The organism is Streptomyces lunaelactis, from assembly GCF_003054555.1.
GTDB classification, from domain to species: Bacteria; Actinomycetota; Actinomycetes; order Streptomycetales; family Streptomycetaceae; genus Streptomyces; species Streptomyces lunaelactis.
This window is the reverse complement of the sequence record NZ_CP026304.1, coordinates 4,098,064-4,121,233: the sequence shown is the minus strand read 5'-3', so window position 1 is coordinate 4,121,233 and position 23,170 is coordinate 4,098,064. Positions and strand designations below refer to the sequence as shown.

The following is a 23,170-nucleotide window of genomic DNA, read 5'->3' as shown; positions in this document are numbered from 1 at the left end:
CGCGCGTTGCCGCCCGGCCTGACCAAAACGAAAGACCCTAGCTGCGGTACGGGTTGTAGCCGCCGTAGTCGCGGTGCGGCGGCGGCACCGGCACCCGGCCCGTCGCCCGTGCCGCGTACGTCAGCGCGGGCGCGGCCACCTCCTTGCGCTGCCACAGATGGTGCAGCAGCTCCTGCTCGCGCTCCACGAAGTCCGGGCCCGCCGCGCCGCGGTGGGCCCGGTGGCGCAGAAAGGCCAGGGACGTCGCAAACGTCTCGTACTCCGACACGGCGTGCGCCGCGGCCGGGCCGTGCATCCGCCGGGCGACGTCGCGCGCCATCGTGCGTGCCCGCATCGAGGACAGCGCGCGCGGCTCGGCGGCCGTCAGCCAGCCGGCCGCGGCGTACGCGGGCAGCTCGGCGGATATCGTGCGCAGCTCGCGCTGCCTGGTCCAGATCGTCAGCCAGGTCAGCAGTCCGAAGACGGGGACCATGAACGCCCCGTACACGCCGTAGAAGCCGAAGGGGCCCAAGAGCGACGCCGAGCCGTTCCACAGGGCGTGCATGCCCATCGCGAGGGCGAGGCCGAGCAGGGGCAGGGCGACCCGGCGGATCTTCTGGCGCTGTGTGGCGAGTGCCGCGATCCCGAAGCCGATGCCGGTGAGCACGGTGAACAGCGGATGCGCGAACGGCGACATCACGACCCGTACGAAGAAGGTCGCCGCGGTCACCGAGGCGAGCCCCGATGCGCCTATCTCCTGGTCCTCACCGAAGGCGGTGCCCAGGTAGAGGATGTTCTCGGTGAAGGCGAAGCCGGTCGCGGTGAAGCCCGCCACGACCACACCGTCGACGATCCCGGTGAAGTCCCGTCTGCGGAAGAGGAAGATGAGCAGCACCGCGGCGGCCTTCGCGCTCTCCTCGACGATCGGGGCTATCACCGTCGCGCCGAGGGTGTCCGCGCTCGCCGGGTCCGCGGTGGCGGTGGCTATCCAGCGGGTCGCGAAGGAGTTCGCGATGATCGCGACGAGGGCGGCGGCGAAGGCGCCCCAGGCGAAGGCGAAGAGCAGATTCCGCCAGGGTCCCGGCTCGACCCGGTCCAGCCAGCGGAAGGCCGCCGCGAGCAGCGGGACGGGCAGGGTCGCGAGGGCGAGGCCGACCAGGAAGCCCTGGGTGCCGGTCTGTTCGCGTACGAGCGCGAGGATCACCAGGCCGGAGAGGGCGAGGAGGGTGATCAGCGCCCCGGCCCGTACGGCCTTGCTCTGCCAGAGCCGGGAGACGCGGCGGGGCTTGTAGCGCCACCGGGAACGCTCCGGCACGGCGTCGAACAGCGGCTGCCGCTCGAACGCCGGGACCGCCGGATGCGGTGGGGGGTGCTGCGGGGGCGACTCGGACACCTATTGACCCTAACGAGGGCCACTGACAACTGGCGATGGGGCCCGGGGCACTACCGAGGGTTACGCCTCCGGGAGCGCCGGGCCGGCAGGATGGCCGGACACGGTCCAAGCGGTGTCCCCGGGGCCGCTCAGCGGCGGCGGAACAGCAGGTCCCGCACCTTGTGCCCCTTGTCCAGGCCCTGCCCCTCGAAGCGGGTCAGGGGCCGGAATCCGGGGCGGGGGGCGTAGCCGCCGTCGTCCCGGGTGTTCTCGAAGTCCGGGTGCGCGGACAGCACCTCGAGCATCTGCTCGGCGTACGGCTCCCAGTCGGTCGCGCAGTGGACGACGGCGCCTGGCTTCAGGCGCTGCGCCGCGAGGGTGAGGAACTCGGGCTGGATCAGCCGCCGCTTGTGGTGGCGCTTCTTGGGCCAGGGGTCGGGGAAGTAGACGCGCAGCCCGTCGAGGGAGCGGGGCGCGAGCATCTCCCGGAGCAGGATGATCGCGTCGCCGTTGGCGACCCGGATGTTGGACAGTCCGTTCCGCTCCGCGAGACCGAGCAGATTGCCCTGGCCGGGGGTGTGCACGTCGACGGCGAGAACCCCGGTGCCGGGGTCCTCGGCGGCCATCTGCGCGGTGGCCTCGCCCATCCCGAACCCGATCTCCAGGACGACGGGGAGCCCGCCGAACATCTCGTCGAGACCGAGGACGCGGTGCCCGTCGATGTCCATGCCCCAGACGGGCCACAGCCGCTCCAGCGCATCGCCCTGCCCGGCGGTCACCCGGCTGCGACGCGGCTGAAAGCTACGGATCCGCCGCTCATGATGCGACCCGGCAGGATCAGCGACGGGCCCCCCGGGAAAGCGGGGCTCGCTCTTGGCCCGAATGGGGGACTGGGGGGCTTGGCCGGTGGTGGGGTTTCGAAGCTCAGACACAGTGGCTGAATTCTACGGTCTCGCCGGTGCGGGAGCTTGTGGCTGGTGCACGGGTGCGACAGATCACCCGGCCAGGCCCCGTGCCACGCGCCCCTCCGCCAGTGCCGTCAGTGCCCTCCGCGCGACCTCCCTGCCGATCGGCAGGGACGCCGTCGCCGCCGGCGAAGGCGCGTTGAGGACATGCACCGTCCGCGGTGCCTCGCGGATCAGGAAATCGTCCGCCAGCGTCCCGTCCCGCAGCACCGCCTGCGCCCGCACCCCCGCCGCCGCCGGGCGCAGATCGTCCTCCGTCACCGCCGGCAGCAGCCTGCGCACCGCCGTCGCGAACGCGCGCCTCGACAGGGAGCGGTGCAGCTCTCCCGCCCCGTACCGCCAGTGCCTGCGCGCTATCCGCCACGTGCCGGGCCAGCCGAGCGTCTCCGCCAGCTCCCGGGGCCGTACCGCCGACCAGCTGTAGCCCTCGCGGGCCAGCGCCGGGACCGCGTTCGGGCCGACGTGGACGCCGCCGTCGATGCCACGCGTCAGATGCACGCCCAGGAACGGGAACGCGGGGTCCGGCACCGGATAGACCAGTGCGCGCACGAGATCGGGGCGGGCCAGCTCGTAGTACTCGCCCCGGAAGGGGAGGATCCGCATCCCCGGGTCGTCGCCCGCCAGCCTCGCTACGTGGTCGCAGTGCAGCCCCGCGCAGTTCACCAGCACCCGTGCCCGGATCACCGTCCCTGATGCCGTACGCACCGCGACACCCCAGCTCCGGCGGTCGACGGCGGTGACCTCCTCGTCGTACCGGATCTCCGCGCCGGACGCGGCCCCGAGCTGCGCCGCCACCGCCCCGAAGTCGCACACCCCGGTCGTCCCGACGTGGATCGCCGCGAGCCCGCGCACCTCCGGCTCGTACTCCGAGATCTGCGCCGGGCCCAGCTCCCGCACCGGAATGCCGTTCTCCCGGCCGCGCTGGACCAGGGCGTGCAGCCGCGGCAGCTCGTCCCGGCCGGTCGCGACGATCAGCTTCCCGCTGACCTTGTGATCGATGCCGTACTCCGCGCAGAACTTGACCATCTCGGCCGCCCCGCGCACCGCGAACCGCGCCTTCAGCGAGCCCGGACGGTAGTAGACCCCGCTGTGGATCACTCCGCTGTTCCGCCCGGTCTGGTGCCTGGCCGGGCCCGGTTCCTTCTCCAGAACCGTCACCCGGGTCCCGGGAGCCGCGCGCGTGAGCGCATAGGCCGTCGACAGGCCGACGATCCCGCCGCCGATCACCAGCACGTCACAGTCGAAGTCATGCCCGAAGCCGTGCCCGGACGCCGTCACCGCGTCACCTCCCACCCCGATAGTGCACTGGCCCACTGACAGAGCCCTTAAACCAGGTGGACGAGGGGGGTGTGGTCCAGGGCAGGCCTGTCCTCCGAATCCGGCCCTATGCCGGGGCGACCAGCAGCGGCCGGGCCCGCTCGCGCAGCTCCACGACCCGCGGCTCGTCGCCGTACGGCTCGAGGCGGTGCAGCAGATCCCGCACGTACTCCGTGGTCCGCGCCGAGGAGATCCGGCCCGCGACCTCCACCGCACGCGTGCCCGCCGCGCACGCCGCGTCCAGATTCCCCGACTCCAGTTCGGCGACCGCGCTCACCACGAGCCGCAGGCCGTGCGAGCGTACGAACTCCTCCGTCGGCCGCGACAGCGCCTGCTCCGTGAAGCGGCGCACCTGGCGTGGTGCCTTCAGATCGCGGTAGCACTCCGCGGCGTCTGCGGCGAACCTGTCGTAGGAGTAGAAGCCCAGCCAGGTCGGGTCCGCATCGCCCTCCCGCGAGCGCTCCAGCCAGCCTTCCGCCGCCTTCAGCGCCGCACCGGCCGCCACCGCGTCGGTGGCCTTCGCGTGCGCCCGCGCCTCCACCAGCCGGAAGAAACTCATCGTGCGGGCGGTGGCGAGGCCGCGGTTGCGCTCGAGCGCCGCCTGCGCGAGGTCCACGCCCTCGTCCGCGAAGCCGCGGTACGTCGCCTGCAGCGACATCGAAGCCAGGACATACCCGCCCAAGGGGACATCCGCGGCCGCGCGGGCCAGACGCAGCGCCTGGATGTAGTAACGCTGCGCCGCCTCCTGCTGCCCGGTGTCGAAGGCCATCCACCCGGCCAGCCTGGTCAGTTCGGCCGTGGCGCCGAAGAGCGCCCGGCCGACCTCGTCGGAGTACGAACCGAGCAGCAGCGGGGCCGCGTCAACCCGAAGACACTCCGGCACCATCGACGAACGCCAGTCCCCACCGCCGTACTTGGAGTCCCAACGGCGCGCATCCTCCGCCGCCTCGCGCAGCTTGGCCACATCACTGTGGCCCACGCGGGCGGGAGTGTCCTCTGTGGCGTCCACGGACCGCTCGACGGAGGAGTCGGCGGGCGTTATCAGCCAGCGGGACGCGGGCGTTGCGTAAGCGCTCACTGCGAAGGAACCGGCCAGCGACTGCCAGATGCCTCCGCTTCCGGCCCGCCGGCCCGCCAGATCGAGGCGGTAGAGCTCGGTGGCCGATTTCACCGCCTCGCCCACATCGCGAGGGAACGCGAGCCCGACCTCGGGGGCCGGGTCGGCGTCCGCCAGACCGATCTCGTGCAGCGGCACCGGACGGCCCAGTTTGGCGCCGATGGCCGCGGCGATCAGGTGGGGCGCGGCGCCTTGGGGCACCATGCCCTTGGACACCCACCTCGCCACGGATGTCTTGTCGTAGCGAAGGGTCAGACCGCGCTGAGCGCCGAGGTCGTTGACCCGCCGGGCGAGACCGGCGTTGCTGATTCCCGCGAGGGCGAGAACGGTGCCGAGTTTTTCGTTCGGCCCGCGTTGCTCCCTGGACATGCGCCACCCCTCGACACACAGACGGCCGCCGCGTCGCTGCCTGGGCGCACGGCATTCGTGCTGTGTTCTCCCCTGGTGAACAGCTTCCGTACCGTCCCGTGATCCCGCCTGCAAAAGCACCTGGCCGAACCCCTCGGAATATGCACCCCTGCGGAGAACATCAGTAAACACAGCGTAGTTCGCCGCATCCCGACCGTTAAGAGGCGGTGTTCCCTATGGCGAGATTGTTGTGCGCTGGAGCAGACGCACGTCGGATGGGCCTCGTCGTCGTGCTCCCGGTGTGTGGCCGTGCGCCCGTCCGTGCGCTCTGGTCCGGCCGGTGCGGGAGCGCTTCCATGAGTCCTGCGTGGGTCGGCCCACTGCGTACTGGAACCAGTGGGCTGGGGGACACCGCCGCCTTCAATCCCCGCGGGCGGCGGACCGGTCCGGGAGGCGGACAGCGCCTCCCGGACTGTGTGTGCACAGGGTGAGTGACGCGGGTACGGCTCGGAGAATGGCTGAATGCCGACCGTCCTCCGGGTCCCTTTTGCGCCCATGTGGGCGTTCGCCGCTCGCCCCTCCGTCCTCCCGACCGTCGTCAAATCGCCATTGCCAGGGGCGCGTTCCCTTTTTGCGTGCGCTACCCGGAGCCCCTCCTGTGCGCCGCCTTCGTGGCAGCATGTCCCCGAACGGCTACGGCCCTGTGGTCCGACCTCCTGTGCTCCGGGGGCCGGCGGGTCGAGTTTGTCCACAGCCTGTGGAGGCGGCGATGCGGTGGTTGGTGGGGTGGAGCAGTATCGCCGCGAACTTCGGTACGGCCGGCGCCGTCGGAGCATCCGGCGAGGGGCGCACGGTCCACCCGGTGGGCGCCCAACTCCTGTGGGGTGACCCGGATCCGCTCTGGGCGGTCGGTGACTGGCGCCCCGACGAGGTGCGCGTCGTCACCGTCGACTCCCTCACCAAACTCGCGGTACTCGGCTGCTGCGCGGCCAGTGACGAGGAGCTGAAGGTGGGGCTGTTCGCGGCGCGCGGCGGGGCGCTGCGGCATCTGACCGCCTGGGCGGGCAGCTACACCGCCGTCGTCCAGTCCGGCCGCCGGGTCACGATCGCGGGCGATCTGGCCGGGGCGAGACCCGTCTTCTACACGCCATGGGCGAACGGCACCGCGTACGCCACCGCCGCGCTGCCGCTCGCCGACCTCATCGAAGCGCAGCTCGACGTCGGGCACTTGGCGGCGCTGCTCGCCTGCCCGGAGACGCCGGAGGCGCTGCGCGACTCGACTCCCTACGACGGGGTGAAGCGCATCCCGCCGGGGCACGCGCTGATTCTGCGCGAGGGCTCGCGCGAGATCACCGGGTACGAGCCGGTGGCCTCACTCGCCGTCGCCGGGCCGCAGATCGAGGCGGTGCGCGCGATCGACGGCGTACGGGATGCGCTCATCGACGCGGTACGGGCCAGGCTCACCGCGCCCCGGCACGCGCCCGGGACGCCGCCCGACCCGGGGCCCGTCCCGGGGATGGGGCCGGCGGAGCGGCGGGCCGCGCGGGGCGCGCCCATGCCCGGCATCGGGGCCGACCTCTCCGGGGGGAGCGCATCGGGCACACTCGCGCTTCTGGCGGCCGGGCTGCCCGGCGCGCCCGGCACGGTTCTCGGCCATGGCACGGGCGCGGGCGAACGCCTGCTGGCCCTCACCTTCAACGACCTGGCCACGGGCGGGCGCGAGGCCGAACTGGAACGGGCGCGGGTGATCGCCTCCAACCCCCGGCTGCACCATGTGGTGGTCGCGGCGGGGGAGGAGGGGCTGCCGTACGCAGGCCTGGACTCCGTGCAGTTGACCGACGAGCCGGCCCCGTCGCTGATCATGGCCGAACGCCACCGGGGGCGGCTGTCCGCGGGCAGCGCGGACCACTTCACGGGGGCGGGGGCCCGGCAGGTCCTGGACGCGCATCCGGCGCGGCTCGCGGATCTGCTGCTGGACCGGCGGCGGCGTCATCTCCTGCGTCCGGTCGCTGCGTTGGCGCGGGCCGAGGGTCCTTCGCCGCAGTCGCTGTTCATCCCGCTGAGGGTGTACCGGGCGGCGCGGAAACTCGCCCGCACGCCGTACCGCACCGGTCTGGAGACGGCGGCGGACCGGCTGCTGGCGGCGAACCGTGGCGGCCTGCTGAACGGCTCCGGTCCGCTGGGGGCGTCGCTCGCCGCCCTGACCTGGTCCCGGCCGGGGCCCGCGGCGCGCTGGCTCACGGGCGAGGCGCTTGCTGAAGTATCGGTTCGCCTGACGGAGGCGGCGACGAGGCCGACGTCCGTGCAGCGCCCGGGGGAGGCCCGCGCCAGGGCGGCGCTGGCCCGCCAGGCGACGGACCAGCGGATCCTGGAGCAGGCCGCGGAGATCCGCAGCCAGCGCCTGCACGCGCCGTTTCTCGACAACCAGGTCGTACGGGCCTGCCGCGCCCTCCCCGAATCGCTACGGGTCCAGCCGGGCGCCCGCGCGGCGATTCTCCGCACGGTGCTGGCGGGGGCGGGCATCCACGACCTGCCCCCGGGCTGGGGCGCGACGACTCACGCGACGTCGACGGCGGCGGCCCGGACGGGCCTGCGGGTCGCGCTCCCGCACCTGATCGCCCTGTTCGACGCGCCGCTGCTGGCAGACGCGGGCCTGGTGGAGGCGCGGGTGGTTCGGAAGGCACTGCGGGCGGCGTCGGAGGGGGAAGCGGTGCCGCTGGACGGCCTGGCGGACTTGATCTCGACGGAGCTGTGGCTACGGAGGCTGCTCTCGCGCCGGGGCACCTGCTGGACGGGCACGGCGGCGCCCCGCCAAAGGGCGGTTGCGGGAGGAGTCCCCCCACGCCCGACGCTGCGGTCGTAGGGGGCGCCCGGACAGGCCCCAGGGGAAACCGCCCCCGCGACAGTCACCGGCAAGTGATCTGCGACTGCGCCCAGTCCCCCAGCGCCACCGAGTCCAACGCCGAGTGCGGATCCACGACCAGCCGGATTGTCTTCCGGCCGACGATCGGCACGTGCACCGGCACCGCCGCGTCCCCGCCGCGCATCACCGGGGACCGCCACAGCCGCCCCCCGTCCCCGTAGACCGAGAAGCGCACCGCCCCCAGGCCCAGAGTCAGGTCGTCGACCCCGACCAGCGCGTCGTAGCTGTTGCACCGGCGGTTGAGGTCGATCGTGACGGAGGACTTGGCGTGCACGGTCACCCCGTGCCCGTACCGCGCGCCGCTGATCGACATGCCCGAGCGCTGCCAGAGCCAGCTGCTCTCGCCGAGGCGCAGCTCGGGCCGGGTGTGGTCGCCGAACACGCCGTACTCCAGCCGGTTGAGCTGGTACACCTCCGGGGCCGGCGGAGGCGGCGGGGTGGGCGTGGGCGTGGGCGTCGGCTTCGGTCTCTGCGTGGGTGCCGACGGGACCGGCGGCTGGGGCGTCGCGGACGTCGGCCTCGGAGTCGGCGTGGGCGTCGGAGTCGGCGTGGGCTCGGGCGTCGGCTTCGGGGACGGCTTCTTCTGCGCCGTGGCCGGCTCCGCCGCGGGCGGAGCCGGAGGCTCCGGCTTCGTCGGCGACGGGACGGGCTTCTGCGGTACGACGGGCACCGTGGCCGGCGGTTTCGCCTCGGGCTTCGGCGCCGGCGTGGGGTCACCGGGAAGCGCCCACACCAGCCCTGCCGCCGCGACGGCCACTGCCGCCGCGATCCCCGCCTTCGCCGGGGCGCCAAGCCCCTCCGAGGCGGCAGCGCCACCCGCGGCGCCGCCCGAGGCGCCCGACGTGCCGCCGGTCGCTGCGGCGGCAGCACCCGCACCCGCACCCGCCGCGCCCGCGGCCCCGCCGGCCACGACACCGGCGACCTTGAGGGAGTACCCCGCGGCGAACCAGCCGATGACCGCCACCGGAAGCAGCGCCGGAATCCCCGCGTTGACATGCGCCAGCTCACCCGCGGCCACCCGGCACTTGGCGCACTCGTCCAAGTGCTTGCGCAGGCCCCGCTCGGCCCGCATCCGCAGACCGCCGCGGGCATACGCCCCCAGCCGGTCGGCGTACCGCGCGCAGTCGCCGCGGGAGGTGAGCGCGGTGCTCACATGGGCCTGCAGATAGGCCTGCTTGAGGCCCTCGCGCGCCCGACTGGCCAGTACGGCCGTGGCATTGGCGGTCAGCCCGAAGAGCGGCGCGACCTCGCTCGGCGACTCCTCCTCGACCGTGGTGTGCCAGAGCACCGCCTGCCAGCGCTCGGGCAGGGAGCGGAAGGCCTGCATGGCGAGCGACTGCTCGGCCTCGTGCATCGCGCGGACATCGGCGCCCAGGTCGAGGGTGTCGTCGGTCGCGGCATCCGAACTGCGGGCGGCGTCCGCAGCGAACACCGCGAAGTCATCGACCAGTTGCTCCCGCTTTGCTGTTTTCATCCAGGTTGCGGCCACTCGCCGGACCGTCGTGAGCAGATACGCCCGTACTGCCTGATCGGGTCCCGCGCCCCCGCGCACCGCCTGCAGGGTCCGTGCGAACACCTCGGCGGTCAGGTCGTCGGCGGTGTGCGCGTCCCGGCAACACGTGCGCGCGTAGCGGCGGACGGAGACCGAGTGGCGGCGGAACAGCTCCTCGTAGGCGCTGTCGTCGCCCTCCCGCATGCGCTGGATCAACTCGGCGTCGGGCGTGGGCAGTTCGCGGAGAGGCCGCAGTACGGAGTCGAGCCCGCCCTCGCGCTGAGGCGGCACGGCGTGCTCGTCCGAACCACCCGCGCCAAGACCGGACGCGCCGACGGGGCCAAAGGCACCCGGCGCACCGGATGACCCACCCGGTCCGCCCTGGCTCGGCACCTGCCGAGAGGGCAGACCGGCCGATTCCGCGCCGCTCGTACCGCCGAGTGACTCGTCCCGACCGTCACCGCTCATCGCGGAAGCCCCCGTAAGCACCTTCAGACCCGAACACCGCGCCAAGAGTGCCACAGAGCGGCAGCGCTTCGAACCCTCATGTCAGGCAACCACTCATCCGGGGAGACTTCCCGGATCCGAGCGCTGTCCGTCACTCGTTCGTGGAATGCTCAACCAACGTTACTCAGAGGTCAGTTGGTGACCCAAGGATTCCGGGCCAATGCCGATCAGTACGGACGCGTCGGCCGATCAGGGCCGGTCGAGGCCTCTCGCAGGCCGGTCGAGGCCTGTCCCGTGTCGGTCGAGGCCTCTCGCAGGCCGGTCGAGGCCTGTCCCGCGTCGGTCCAGGCCTCTCGCGGACTGTCCGACGCCCCGACCCTCACCCGGACCGCGGCCGCAGACCCTCCAGCAGGATGTCCAGCAGCCTGGCCGAGGCCGCCGCCTGATGTGCCGCGTCCGGCAGCGCGGGCGCGGCCGTGGCTATCACCAGCAGTACGTCCGCCACGGTCACATCACCGCGCAGCTCACCCGCCGCCCGTGCCCGGTCCACCAGCTGCCCCACGACCTCGAGCAGCTCCGCGGCTCCCGTGTCGTCCTGCTCCTCCGCCGGCACCGGACGCGGCCCGACCACACGCAGATCGGGCTGTGGGCCCACCCGCTGGTGCGGCACCCGCGACTCGGCCCGCGCGACAACCGTCGACTCTTCGCCGTCCACACCCACCCGCAGCACCTGCGGCGGGAGCAGTCGTCCCGCACCCGAAGCCACCGATGTGCGCAGGAAGCGGGAGAGCGCCGACCACGGCTCGTCCTCCTGCCCCAGAGCCGTACGTGCCTGCTCCGTCAGCCGGGAGGTCTCCTCCTCGGCTATCCGGCGCACCAGGACGTCCTTGCTCGGGAAGCGCCGGTATACGGTCCCGACTCCGACCCTCGCCCGGCGCGCCACGTCCTCCATCGGCGCCCCGTAGCCCAGCTCGCCGAACACCTCGCGAGCGGCCCGCAGTACATGCTCGAGATTGCGCTGTGCGTCCACACGGAGCGGCGCAGAGCGGCTGGCCCCGCCCTGTCCCACCCGCCCGTTACTTCCGATGCCGCCGTTCCCGTCAGAGGTCGAAGCCGGTACGACGGCAGCCTGCCAATGCGAATCCTGAATGGTCATAAACGTTCCCCCGGTCATGGTGTCTCCCCCCGGAGACCTCCCCGCCCTGTCTGTCGGGCGTGCCACGACCGGACACCCCGACGAGGTACGAACATAGTTGAGCCAGGGTCAATTCAGAAGGGGGTAGTTCCGCACGGAGCGCCCCCCGATCGGAGCAAGGACCGGAAGGTGCCTGATTACGCCCCCATCTGCCACCCCCCTCGTACGGCCTGACCTGCGCACCTTCCCCATCGCCCGGATCCCGGCCCGAGCCGGAGTGTTCGAATCCTCCGGTCACACAATTTGCCGGGGCTGTGGACAAACGCCTGAGGCCGTTGCGTCATGGGATGGTGAAGGCTGCCAATCTCCGGGGGACGACCCCCGGCACCCCGCCGAGCACCAGCATTCTTGTCGTCGGCGGCGGCTACGTCGGGATGTACACAGCGCTGCGCCTCCAGCGGAAGCTGAAACAGGAGCTGGACAGTGGCCGGGTGGAGATCGTGGTGATCACGCCCGACCCCTATATGACGTATCAGCCCTTCCTCCCGGAAGCGGCCGCGGGCAACATCTCCCCGCGCCATGTGGTGGTTCCCCTGCGGCGCGTGCTCAAGAGATGCAAGATCCTCCTCGGCGAGGCCACGGCCATCGACCACGCCAAGCGCACCGCGACCGTCGCCACGCTCGCCACCGCCGAAGAGGGCACCGGCCCCGTGGAGATCACGTACGACGAACTCGTCATCGCGCCCGGCTCCGTCTCCCGCACCCTCCCTGTCCCCGGCCTCGCCGAGCACGGCATCGGTTTCAAGACCGTCGAGGAGGCCATCGGCCTGCGCAACCACGTCATCGAGCAGATGGACATCGCCTCCTCCACCCGCGACCCGGCGATCCGCGACGCGGCTCTCACCTTCGTCTTCGTGGGCGGCGGCTACGCAGGCGTCGAGGCACTCGCCGAGCTGGAGGACATGGCCCGCTACACCGCGCGGTACTACCACAACATCAAGCCGGACGACCTGAAATGGATCCTCGTCGAGGCCAGCAACCGCATCCTCCCCGAGGTCGGCGAGGAGATGGGCAAGTACGCCATCCGTGAGCTGCGCGCCCGCAATATCGACGTACGCCTGGAGACCCGGCTGGACTCCTGCGAGGACCGCGTCGCCCTCCTCAGCGACGGCAGCCGCTTCCCGACCCGCACCGTCGTGTGGACGGCGGGCGTCAAGCCCGCGCCCCTGCTCGCCGCCACCGATCTGCCGCTCAACGAGCGCGGCCGCCTCAAGTGCACCGCCCAGCTCACCGTCGCCGGCGTCGACCACGCCTGGGCGGCGGGCGACGCCGCGGCCGTCCCCGACGTCACCTCCGACGAGCCCGGCAAGGAGACGGCGCCCAACGCCCAGCACGCCGTGCGCCAGACCAAGGTCCTCGCCGAGAACATCGTCGCCTCGCTGCGCGGCGAGCCGCTCAAGGAGTACGCCCACAAGTACGTGGGATCCGTCGCCTCCCTCGGCCTCCACAAGGGCGTCGCCCATGTCTACGGCCGTAAGCTCAAGGGCTATCCGGCCTGGCTGATGCACCGCGTGTACCACCTCAGCCGGGTCCCCACCTTCAACCGCAAGGCCCGGGTGCTCGCCGAGTGGACCCTGTCCGGTCTCTTCAAACGCGAGATCGTCTCCCTCGGTTCACTGGAACACCCGCGCGCCGAATTCGAACTCGCCGCGGGTGGAAGGCGTCCCGGTCATGGACCCGACACCCCGAAGGGCGGGTCCCACGACGACTCCGGAGGGACCTAGCCGGGACCTGGCCGGTCCCTGCCCAGGACCCGGACAGGACCGGGTACAGGGACCCGGACAAGGACTGGGCCAACGACGACTGTCAGTCCGGTCGGTCACACTGGACGTGTGACCATAGGTGGGCTCACACCTGCACAGAGTGACCCTTGGCGACAACCATTGAGGCTAGAAAGTCAGTGAACTTCACGCGTTGGAGCCCGAGGCTCCCCGGTACGCAGCGTCGCGCCGCAGCGCGGAGGACCGACCACGGTGTCTCCCCCGCACAGCGAGGAGAAGGCTCCGTGCCCGCGGCCCGCGGCGAGTTCGAGCAGCAGCCGGAGCCCCTCCCCGACGCCCCCGCGCTCGAGGACTTCTCCGTACAGGAGATCCTCGGCCGGCTCCCCGCCCTGGTCGCCCTTGTATACGGCTCAGAGCACCGCGTCGCGTACGTCAACGACGCCTACGCCGCTGCCTTCGGCCACCGCCGGCCCGGCACCGCCGCCGCCGACAGCTGCCCCGAGCTCACCGAACTCGGCCTGTTCCCGCTCATGGACCAGGTGCTGCGCAGCGGCAAGCCCCGTACGGTCAAGTCCCGCAAGGTGCAGGGCCAAGGCTCGTACACGGTCACCTGCCTGCCCGCCGAGAGCCTCAAGGACGGCGGAGGGGTCCTCGTCTTCGCCGCCGACGTCACCGACCACGCCGAGGCCGCCGAGCGGCTGCGCGCCAGCGAGCGCCGCCACCGCGAGACCGCCGTCACCCTCCAGCGTTCCCTGCTCCCCCAGGAGTTGGAGCAGCCCGACGATCTGCGCATCGCCGCCACGTACCAACCGGGCGGCACGGACGCCGCGGTCGGCGGCGACTGGTACGACGTCATCACCCTCGGCGCGGGCCGCACGGCGCTCGTCATCGGCGATGTCATGGGCCGGGGCGTGCGCGCCGCCGCCGTCATGGGCCAGCTCCGCACCGCCGTACGGGCCTACGCCCGCCTCGACCTGCCGCCGCACGAAGTGCTCCAGCTGCTCGACGGCCTCGCCGCCGAGATCGACGCCAGCCAGATCGCCACCTGCGCCTACGCCGTCCACGACCCCAACGAAGGCCTGCTCGTCTACGCCTCGGCCGGCCACCTCCCGATCCTGGTGCGCGACGACGACGGCACCATCCGCCGCGCCGAGGAACCGACAGGACCCCCGCTCGGCACCGGCGGCTGGCTGCACACCTCGGGCACCATCGCCCTCCCGCCCGGCTCCAGCGCCGTCCTCTATACGGACGGTCTCGTCGAGCGGCGCGGCGAGGACATCGACGAGGGGGTTGCGGCGCTGGAGCGCGCGCTCTCCGGGGCGACCGGCTCCCCGCAGGTCGTCTGCGACCGGCTGATCCGCTCCCTGGGTGTGACGGCCGAGCACGACGACGACGTCGCCGTGCTCGTGGTCCAGCATCCGACCCGTACGGGCCCATCCGCCGAGCTGTTCCACAACGCCGCCCTCGAACTGCTCGGCGGCATCGAAGCGGCGCCCCGCGCCCGCGCCTTCGCCTCCGGGGTGCTGGCTTCCTGGCGGTTCTCCCCGGAGCTCCACGACCTGGGTGTGCTGGCCGCCAGCGAACTGGTCGCCAACTCCCTCCAGCACGGCACCCCGCCCATGCGCCTCAGACTCCGCCGCACCAATCGCCGCCTGATCATCGAGGTGACGGACGGCGACGATCACCTTCCGCGCCGCCGCCGCGCCGAAACAGAGGACGAGGCGGGTCGCGGGATCTCCATCATCGCGACGATCGCCTCGTCCTGGGGGAGCCGCCGCACTCCGGGCGGCGGCAAAGCGGTCTGGTGCGAGTTCGCCCTGCCCGTTTAGACAGCAGCGGGCTCGGCGCGCTCAGCCGGCTTGTGCTGGGCGACCACGCGAGACTTCGCCGCGAGGGACGGCTGATTCTGTACGGGCGTGAGCTGCTTGCCCAGCCGCAGCGCCAGCACCGTGATGCCGAGCGAGAAGAGCACAAAGGTCGCGATGTACGGCCCGTGCAGCGCGGCCCCCATCGGCCCGCCCACGGCCGGACCGACCGCCAGCGCGAGCTGCTTGACCAGTGCGAATGCGGCGTTGTACTGCCCGACCATCGACTCCGGCGCAAGATCGGCGACGAGCGGGGCCACGGTCGGCGACAGCATCGCCTCGCCGAGCCCGAAGAGCGCGTACGTCGAGATGAACGCTGCCGTCGCCATCGCCTGGCTGCCGTGCCCGAGCCCGGCGTATCCCGCGGCGATCCACGCCACGGCCCAGATCAGACCCACGGCGGCGATCACCCGGCTGCGCCTGCGGCGCTCGACGAACCTCAGCACCACGAACTGCGCGACCACGATCACCGCGGTGTTGGCGGCCAGCGCCGTCCCCAGCGTCGAGGGCTCGATCCCGACGGCCTCGGTGCCGTACGCGGCGAGGCCCGACTCGAATTGTCCGTAGCAGGCGAAGAAGAGGACGAAGCCCAGCACGCACAGCTGCACCATGGCCCGGTTGCCGAGCAGCGCACGCATCCCGCCCTTGGCCTTCGCCTCGGTGTTCTCGGGCATCGCGTCCTTGATCGAGAGTGCACGCGGCAGCCGCACACTGCACACGATCCCCGCGAGCACCAGGAACATCACGGCCTCGATGCCGAACAGCAGAGTGAAGCTCCCCGGCCGGCTCTCGTCGACGATGTGCCCGCCGATCAGACCGCCGATGCCCAGTCCCAGGTTCTGCAGGAAGAACTGCGTGGCGAAGGCGCGCGTACGGGTCGAGGTGTCCGAGCACCAGACGATCATCGTCGCGAGCGCCGGCTGCATCACGGCCGTACCGGCCCCCAGAAGGGCGGCGGACAGGACGACGGCCGGCACGCTGCCCGCCAGCCCCATGCTCGCCGCGCCCGCGGACGCCAGCACCGCGGCTCCCAGCAGCACGGGCAGCGGCCCGCGCCGGTCGATGATCCGCCCGGTGAAGGGGAGGGCGACGAGTGCGGCCATCGCAAAGACAGCGAGCACGATGCCCGCCGTCGCAGCGCCCAGATCCCGCACCTGCGCCACATAGACGTAGAGATACGGAACGGTGAAGCCGAGTCCGAACGCGCTCAGCGCGTTCCCCGTCTGAATCCGGCGCATCGCAGCGCCCATCGCCCTGGTCACACTCACCTGCCTCGAGGTATCGAAGGACTGAAGCCTGAAGACTTCAATAGTAAAGTTAGAACCTCAACAATACACAGTGAAGGACTTCAACGCCAACGGGCCTCATGCGATACTTCGCCGCATGCCTACCGCGACCCCTGAGGGCCCCGAGTCGCCCGGCCCCGACCCCCAGGAGCCGAGCCTCGACGAGCAGATCGCCGCTTATCAGCGAGAGTTCGGCGACCTGGACCCCCAGGTCGAGGTGGTCGTCTCGGCACTCGGCCGGCTCAACCGCCGGATGAACGTCGCCTACGGGCGCCAGGTCGCCGCCCTCGGTATCAGCAACGCCGAGTGGGAGGTCCTGAAGACCCTGGTGCTCGCGGGCTCCCCGTACCGGATGGGCCCGGGCGAGCTCGCCAAGCGGCTCGGCCTCACCCCGGCCGCGATGACCCACCGCATCGACCGCATGGCGGGCGAGGGCCTGGTCACCCGCGATCGCGACGAGAACAACCGGGTGCGGGTCATCGTGGAGCTGACGGACGAAGGCCGTACGAAATGGCTCGAGGCGATGCGCATGGCGTCGAACTTCGAGGAGGACCTGCTCCAGGACCTGGAACCGGAGGAGCGGGGCATGCTCGGGGAGCTCCTGATCCGCGTCCTGCGCCGGGTGGAACACGCCCAGCCGGACGCCGGCGGCCGCCTCACTGACCTGGACTAGGACGGCCGAGGGCTGGAGTTGACACACCCTTCACCTGTCCGTAAGATTCTCCGAGTTGTCACGGGGCCGGAACGGTTCTGCGACAGCCACTCCCGCCGCGAATGCGGCAACCAAACACAGCACGATCTCCCGGCCGGGACGAATTTCGCATGCCGAAATTCATTTCGAGGACTCGATTATGAGTCGCCCGGGAAATCCGCTAGAGTTTGGACGTCGGAACGGCTCAACGGCCGGAAAGACAACCCGAGTTCGACCGGGAATCAGGCCCGAAAGGATCTGATAGAGTCGGAATCGCCGGAAAGCCGAAAGGCCGGAAAGCAGCCCCGCTCCGACGGGGAATCGGACACGAAAGAGTCTGATAGAGTCGGAAACGCAAGACCGAAGGGAAGCGCCCGGAGGAAAGCCCGAGAGGGTGAGTACGAAGGAAGCGTCCGTTCCTTGAGAACTCAACAGCGTGCCAAAAGTCAACGCCAGATTGACAACCCCGGCCCACTTCGGTGGGTTGAGGTTCCTTTGAAAGTCCTACTGGCCCTTGTGGCGGGTAGGCAATGACACAGCGAGGACGCTGTGAACGGTCGCTCTTATTCCGAGTCGACTGTTCCGCTCTAAGTGGTGTTCATCCCGATTACGGGAAAACATTCATGGAGAGTTTGATCCTGGCTCAGGACGAACGCTGGCGGCGTGCTTAACACATGCAAGTCGAACGATGAAGCCCTTCGGGGTGGATTAGTGGCGAACGGGTGAGTAACACGTGGGCAATCTGCCCTTCACTCTGGGACAAGCCCTGGAAACGGGGTCTAATACCGGATAATACTTCTTCCCGCATGGGAAGAGGTTGAAAGCTCCGGCGGTGAAGGATGAGCCCGCGGCCTATCAGCTTGTTGGTGGGGTGATGGCCCACCAAGGCGACGACGGGTAGCCGGCCTGAGAGGGCGACCGGCCACACTGGGACTGAGACACGGCCCAGACTCCTACGGGAGGCAGCAGTGGGGAATATTGCACAATGGGCGAAAGCCTGATGCAGCGACGCCGCGTGAGGGATGACGGCCTTCGGGTTGTAAACCTCTTTCAGCAGGGAAGAAGCGAAAGTGACGGTACCTGCAGAAGAAGCGCCGGCTAACTACGTGCCAGCAGCCGCGGTAATACGTAGGGCGCAAGCGTTGTCCGGAATTATTGGGCGTAAAGAGCTCGTAGGCGGCTTGTCACGTCGGATGTGAAAGCCCGCGGGGCTTAACCCCGGGTCTGCATTCGATACGGGCTAGCTAGAGTGTGGTAGGGGAGATCGGAATTCCTGGTGTAGCGGTGAAATGCGCAGATATCAGGAGGAACACCGGTGGCGAAGGCGGATCTCTGGGCCATTACTGACGCTGAGGAGCGAAAGCGTGGGGAGCGAACAGGATTAGATACCCTGGTAGTCCACGCCGTAAACGTTGGGAACTAGGTGTTGGCGACATTCCACGTCGTCGGTGCCGCAGCTAACGCATTAAGTTCCCCGCCTGGGGAGTACGGCCGCAAGGCTAAAACTCAAAGGAATTGACGGGGGCCCGCACAAGCAGCGGAGCATGTGGCTTAATTCGACGCAACGCGAAGAACCTTACCAAGGCTTGACATATACCGGAAAGCATCAGAGATGGTGCCCCCCTTGTGGTCGGTATACAGGTGGTGCATGGCTGTCGTCAGCTCGTGTCGTGAGATGTTGGGTTAAGTCCCGCAACGAGCGCAACCCTTGTTCTGTGTTGCCAGCATGCCCTTCGGGGTGATGGGGACTCACAGGAGACTGCCGGGGTCAACTCGGAGGAAGGTGGGGACGACGTCAAGTCATCATGCCCCTTATGTCTTGGGCTGCACACGTGCTACAATGGCCGGTACAATGAGCTGCGATGCCGTGAGGCGGAGCGAATCTCAAAAAGCCGGTCTCAGTTCGGATTGGGGTCTGCAACTCGACCCCATGAAGTCGGAGTTGCTAGTAATCGCAGATCAGCATTGCTGCGGTGAATACGTTCCCGGGCCTTGTACACACCGCCCGTCACGTCACGAAAGTCGGTAACACCCGAAGCCGGTGGCCCAACCCCTTGTGGGAGGGAGCTGTCGAAGGTGGGACTGGCGATTGGGACGAAGTCGTAACAAGGTAGCCGTACCGGAAGGTGCGGCTGGATCACCTCCTTTCTAAGGAGCACTTCTTACCGAGCCTGCTCGGTCAGAGGCCAGAACACCGGCGAATGTCCGGTGCTGGTTGCTCATGGGTGGAACGTTGACTATTCGGCACGGTCTGTTGGGATCACTAGTACTGCTTCGGCGTGGAACGTGAATCCTGACTGGTCGTGCCGGGCGCGCTGTTGGGTATCTGAGGGTGCGAGCGTGAGCTCGTCCTTCGCGATGCCGGCCCCAGTGAACTCGCCTGTGAGGGCGGGGTGATGGGTGGCTGGTCGTTGCTTGAGAACTGCACAGTGGACGCGAGCATCTGTGGCCAAGTTTTTAAGGGCGCACGGTGGATGCCTTGGCACCAGGAACCGATGAAGGACGTGGGAGGCCACGATAGTCCCCGGGGAGCCGTCAACCAGGCTTTGATCCGGGGGTTTCCGAATGGGGAAACCCGGCAGTCGTCATGGGCTGTCACCCGCTGCTGAACACATAGGCAGTGTGGAGGGAACGAGGGGAAGTGAAACATCTCAGTACCCTCAGGAAGAGAAAACAACCGTGATTCCGGGAGTAGTGGCGAGCGAAACCGGATGAGGCCAAACCGTATGCGTGTGATACCCGGCAGGGGTTGCGCATACGGGGTTGTGGGATTGCACTTCAACAGTCTGCCGGCTGTTGGGCAAGTCAGAAACCGTTGATGTAGGCGAAGGACATGCGAAAGGTCCGGCGTAGAGGGTAAGACCCCCGTAGCTGAAACATCAACGGCTTGCTTGTGCGACACCCAAGTAGCACGGGGCCCGAGAAATCCCGTGTGAATCTGGCGGGACCACCCGTTAAGCCTAAATATTCCCTGGTGACCGATAGCGGATAGTACCGTGAGGGAATGGTGAAAAGTACCGCGGGAGCGGAGTGAAATAGTACCTGAAACCGTGTGCCTACAAGCCGTGGGAGCGTCGCTCATTGAGTTTACTCAATGGGTCGTGACTGCGTGCCTTTTGAAGAATGAGCCTGCGAGTTAGCGGTGTGTAGCGAGGTTAACCCGTGTGGGGAAGCCGTAGCGAAAGCGAGTCCGAACAGGGCGATTGAGTTGCACGCTCTAGACCCGAAGCGGAGTGATCTAGCCATGGGCAGGTTGAAGCGGAGGTAAGACTTCGTGGAGGACCGAACCCACCAGGGTTGAAAACCTGGGGGATGACCTGTGGTTAGGGGTGAAAGGCCAATCAAACTCCGTGATAGCTGGTTCTCCCCGAAATGCATTTAGGTGCAGCGTCGTGTGTTTCTTGCCGGAGGTAGAGCACTGGATAGGCGATGGGCCCTACCGGGTTACTGACCTTAGCCAAACTCCGAATGCCGGTAAGTGAGAGCACGGCAGTGAGACTGTGGGGGATAAGCTCCATGGTCGAGAGGGAAACAGCCCAGAGCATCGACTAAGGCCCCTAAGCGTACGCTAAGTGGGAAAGGATGTGGAGTCGCAGAGACAACCAGGAGGTTGGCTTAGAAGCAGCCACCCTTGAAAGAGTGCGTAATAGCTCACTGGTCAAGTGATTCCGCGCCGACAATGTAGCGGGGCTCAAGCGTACCGCCGAAGTCGTGTCATTTCAGCATATAGGGCCAACGCCCGCTGGGATGGGTAGGGGAGCGTCGTGTGCCGGGTGAAGCCGCGCCGGAAGGCAGTGGTGGACGGTACACGAGTGAGAATGCAGGCATGAGTAGCGATACACACGTGAGAAACGTGTGCGCCGATTGACTAAGGGTTCCTGGGTCAAGCTGATCTGCCCAGGGTAAGTCGGGACCTAAGGCGAGGCCGACAGGCGTAGTCGATGGACAACCGGTTGATATTCCGGTACCCGCTTTGAAACGCCCAATACTGAATCCTCTAATGCTAAGGCCGTGAAGCCGCCCTGATCTCTTCGGAGTTGAGGGGAGTGGTGGAGCCGCCGGCCCAAGGTGGTAGTAGGTAAGCGATGGGGTGACGCAGGAAGGTAGTCCAGCCCGGGCGGTGGTTGTCCCGGGGTAAGGGTGTAGGCCGTGTGGCAGGTAAATCCGTCACACATTAAGGCTGAGACCTGATGCCGAGCCGATTGTGGTGAAGTGGATGATCCTATGCTGTCGAGAAAAGCCTCTAGCGAGTTTCATGGCGGCCCGTACCCTAAACCGACTCAGGTGGTCAGGTAGAGAATACCGAGGCGTTCGGGTGAACTATGGTTAAGGAACTCGGCAAAATGCCCCCGTAACTTCGGGAGAAGGGGGGCCATCACTGGTGAGAGGACTTGCTCCTTGAGCTGGGGGTGGCCGCAGAGACCAGCGAGAAGCGACTGTTTACTAAAAACACAGGTCCGTGCGAAGCCGTAAGGCGATGTATACGGACTGACGCCTGCCCGGTGCTGGAACGTTAAGGGGACCGGTTAGTGCGCTTTCGGGCGTGCGAAGCTGAGAACTTAAGCGCCAGTAAACGGCGGTGGTAACTATAACCATCCTAAGGTAGCGAAATTCCTTGTCGGGTAAGTTCCGACCTGCACGAATGGCGTAACGACTTCTCGACTGTCTCAACCATAGGCCCGGTGAAATTGCACTACGAGTAAAGATGCTCGTTTCGCGCAGCAGGACGGAAAGACCCCGGGACCTTTACTACAGTTTGATATTGGTGTTCGGTTCGGCTTGTGTAGGATAGGTGGGAGACTTTGAAGCGGCCACGCCAGTGGTTGTGGAGTCGCCGTTGAAATACCACTCTGGTCGTGCTGGATGTCTAACCTGGGTCCGTGATCCGGATCAGGGACAGTGTCTGATGGGTAGTTTAACTGGGGCGGTTGCCTCCTAAAGAGTAACGGAGGCGCCCAAAGGTTCCCTCAGCCTGGTTGGCAATCAGGTGTTGAGTGTAAGTGCACAAGGGAGCTTGACTGTGAGACCGACGGGTCGAGCAGGGACGAAAGTCGGGACTAGTGATCCGGCGGTGGCTTGTGGAAGCGCCGTCGCTCAACGGATAAAAGGTACCCCGGGGATAACAGGCTGATCTTCCCCAAGAGTCCATATCGACGGGATGGTTTGGCACCTCGATGTCGGCTCGTCGCATCCTGGGGCTGGAGTCGGTCCCAAGGGTTGGGCTGTTCGCCCATTAAAGCGGTACGCGAGCTGGGTTTAGAACGTCGTGAGACAGTTCGGTCCCTATCCGCTGCGCGCGCAGGAGTCTTGAGAAGGGCTGTCCCTAGTACGAGAGGACCGGGACGGACGAACCTCTGGTGTGCCAGTTGTCCTGCCAAGGGCATGGCTGGTTGGCTACGTTCGGAAAGGATAACCGCTGAAAGCATCTAAGCGGGAAGCCTGCTTCGAGATGAGGACTCCCACCTCCTAGAGAGGGTAAGGCTCCCAGTAGACGACTGGGTTGATAGGCCGGATATGGAAGCACCGCAAGGTGTGGAGTTGACCGGTACTAATAGGCCGAGGGCTTGTCCTCAGTTGCTCGCGTCCACTGTGTCAGTTCTGAAGTAACGAACTGTCGAACCGCCTCATAGGTCACATGAGGCCGGGTTCCGGATCGATATTTTCATAGAGTTTCGGTGGTCATAGCGTTAGGGAAACGCCCGGTTACATTCCGAACCCGGAAGCTAAGCCTTTCAGCGCCGATGGTACTGCAGGGGGGACCCTGTGGGAGAGTAGGACACCGCCGAACAATCATTGTGGGAAAGCCCCGCACCTTATGGTGCGGGGCTTTTCTGCGTTCAGGGTGTGATATCGCGTTGCTCAGGGACGGGCCCCGCGGTCAGTATCGGCACATGGACTACGTGATTCGAGGCGTACGCGCCGAGGAGTGGGTGAAGGCCCGAGAGCTCCGGCTCGCCGCTCTGCGGGACCCCGCCGCGCCCATCGCCTTCCTGGAGACGTACGAGCAGGCCGTCGAGCGGCCCGACGGGTTCTGGCAGGAGCGTACGGCCCGGGCTGCGGAGGGGATCGCGGGGCGGCAGTTCATCGCCGAGGGGCCGGACGGGCAGTGGGCGGGCACGGTCAGCGTGCTGGTGGAGCGGCCGGCGGGGGATGTGCGGTTCGGGGAGGTGGCGAAGGTCGACCAGACGCATCTGGTAGGGGTGTTCGTACGGCCCGAAGCGCGCGGTGCGGGGGTGGCGGAGGCGCTGTTCGAGGCGGCTCTGGAGTGGTCCTGGTCGTTGGCGGGGCCGCCGGTGGAGCGGGTGCGGCTGTATGTGCACGAGCACAATGAGCGGGCCGCGGCGTTCTATCGGCGCGTCGGGTTTGTGCCGAGCGGGGACTCCGTGCCCGTGCCGGGGGACTCCTCGGCACGCGAGTTGGAGCTGGAAGTGCTCCGCTAAGCGGTGTCCCCG

General features: G+C 68.4%; 12 protein-coding genes and 3 rRNA genes. 8 read left to right on the top strand and 7 right to left on the bottom strand.

Features of this window, described 5'->3' with window-relative positions; all coding sequences use genetic code 11:
• Positions 1 to 37 precede the first annotated feature (37 nt).
• The 4 genes from SLUN_RS18735 to SLUN_RS18720 form a co-directional block, all read right to left on the bottom strand.
• Positions 38 to 1,372, bottom strand: coding sequence for a PrsW family intramembrane metalloprotease (locus SLUN_RS18735; protein ID WP_108149676.1), 1,335 nt, complete (start codon positions 1,370 to 1,372; stop codon positions 38 to 40).
• A 128-nt stretch (positions 1,373 to 1,500) separates the two neighbouring features.
• Positions 1,501 to 2,283 (bottom strand): tRNA (guanosine(46)-N7)-methyltransferase TrmB, encoded by a 783-nt coding sequence (gene trmB, locus SLUN_RS18730; protein WP_108149674.1) that lies wholly within the window; start codon positions 2,281 to 2,283, stop codon positions 1,501 to 1,503.
• Between the two features lie 63 nt (positions 2,284 to 2,346).
• On the bottom strand, positions 2,347 to 3,594 hold the full coding sequence (gene lhgD, locus SLUN_RS18725) for an L-2-hydroxyglutarate dehydrogenase (protein ID WP_108149672.1): 1,248 nt from the start codon (positions 3,592 to 3,594) through the stop codon (positions 2,347 to 2,349).
• A gap of 106 nt (positions 3,595 to 3,700) precedes the next feature.
• The gene (locus SLUN_RS18720) at positions 3,701 to 5,119 is read right to left on the bottom strand and encodes an NsdA family TPR-like regulatory protein (protein WP_108149671.1); all 1,419 of its coding nucleotides are present in this window, start codon (positions 5,117 to 5,119) and stop codon (positions 3,701 to 3,703) included.
• A 748-nt stretch (positions 5,120 to 5,867) separates the two neighbouring features.
• On the opposite strand from SLUN_RS18720, the gene SLUN_RS18715 reads away from it, so the two are divergent.
• Entirely contained in the window at positions 5,868 to 7,961 is a 2,094-nt protein-coding gene (locus tag SLUN_RS18715; RefSeq protein ID WP_108149669.1) for an asparagine synthase-related protein, read from the top strand.
• Between the two features lie 43 nt (positions 7,962 to 8,004).
• On the opposite strand, the gene SLUN_RS18710 is transcribed toward SLUN_RS18715, so the two are convergent.
• On the bottom strand, positions 8,005 to 9,981 hold the full coding sequence (locus SLUN_RS18710) for a sigma-70 family RNA polymerase sigma factor (RefSeq protein WP_108149667.1): 1,977 nt from the start codon (positions 9,979 to 9,981) through the stop codon (positions 8,005 to 8,007).
• Positions 9,982 to 10,339: 358 nt separating this feature from the next.
• Positions 10,340 to 11,116, bottom strand: coding sequence for a TetR/AcrR family transcriptional regulator (locus SLUN_RS18705; protein ID WP_108149665.1), 777 nt, complete (start codon positions 11,114 to 11,116; stop codon positions 10,340 to 10,342).
• Positions 11,117 to 11,442: 326 nt separating this feature from the next.
• Here SLUN_RS18705 and SLUN_RS18700 point away from each other — a divergent pair, with 326 nt between their 5' ends.
• Together SLUN_RS18700 and SLUN_RS18695 are read left to right on the top strand one after the other, a co-directional pair.
• The gene (locus SLUN_RS18700) at positions 11,443 to 12,879 is read left to right on the top strand and encodes an NAD(P)/FAD-dependent oxidoreductase (RefSeq protein WP_108149663.1); all 1,437 of its coding nucleotides are present in this window, start codon (positions 11,443 to 11,445) and stop codon (positions 12,877 to 12,879) included.
• A gap of 176 nt (positions 12,880 to 13,055) precedes the next feature.
• Positions 13,056 to 14,705, top strand: coding sequence for an ATP-binding SpoIIE family protein phosphatase (locus SLUN_RS18695; RefSeq protein ID WP_108149661.1), 1,650 nt, complete (start codon positions 13,056 to 13,058; stop codon positions 14,703 to 14,705).
• On the opposite strand, the gene SLUN_RS18690 is transcribed toward SLUN_RS18695, so the two are convergent.
• Positions 14,702 to 16,003, bottom strand: a complete 1,302-nt coding sequence (locus SLUN_RS18690; protein ID WP_257153922.1) for an MFS transporter — start codon at positions 16,001 to 16,003, stop codon at positions 14,702 to 14,704. The genes SLUN_RS18695 and SLUN_RS18690 overlap by 4 nt on opposite strands.
• Positions 16,004 to 16,124: 121 nt before the next feature.
• Here SLUN_RS18690 and SLUN_RS18685 point away from each other — a divergent pair, with 121 nt between their 5' ends.
• From SLUN_RS18685 to SLUN_RS18660, 5 genes are all read left to right on the top strand, one after another.
• The gene (locus SLUN_RS18685) at positions 16,125 to 16,700 is read left to right on the top strand and encodes a MarR family winged helix-turn-helix transcriptional regulator (protein ID WP_108154823.1); all 576 of its coding nucleotides are present in this window, start codon (positions 16,125 to 16,127) and stop codon (positions 16,698 to 16,700) included.
• 638 nt (positions 16,701 to 17,338) lie between these two features.
• Positions 17,339 to 18,866 (top strand): 16S ribosomal RNA (locus SLUN_RS18675).
• Positions 18,867 to 19,165: 299 nt separating this feature from the next.
• Positions 19,166 to 22,290, top strand: a 23S ribosomal RNA gene (locus SLUN_RS18670).
• A 99-nt stretch (positions 22,291 to 22,389) separates the two neighbouring features.
• Positions 22,390 to 22,506, top strand: a 5S ribosomal RNA gene (gene rrf, locus SLUN_RS18665).
• Together the 16S, 23S and 5S rRNA genes form the textbook arrangement of a ribosomal RNA operon.
• A 103-nt stretch (positions 22,507 to 22,609) precedes the next feature.
• Positions 22,610 to 23,158 carry a GNAT family N-acetyltransferase gene (locus SLUN_RS18660; protein WP_108149659.1) on the top strand — a complete coding sequence of 183 codons (549 nt, stop codon included), beginning with the start codon at positions 22,610 to 22,612 and terminating at the stop codon, positions 23,156 to 23,158.
• Positions 23,159 to 23,170 lie beyond the last annotated feature (12 nt).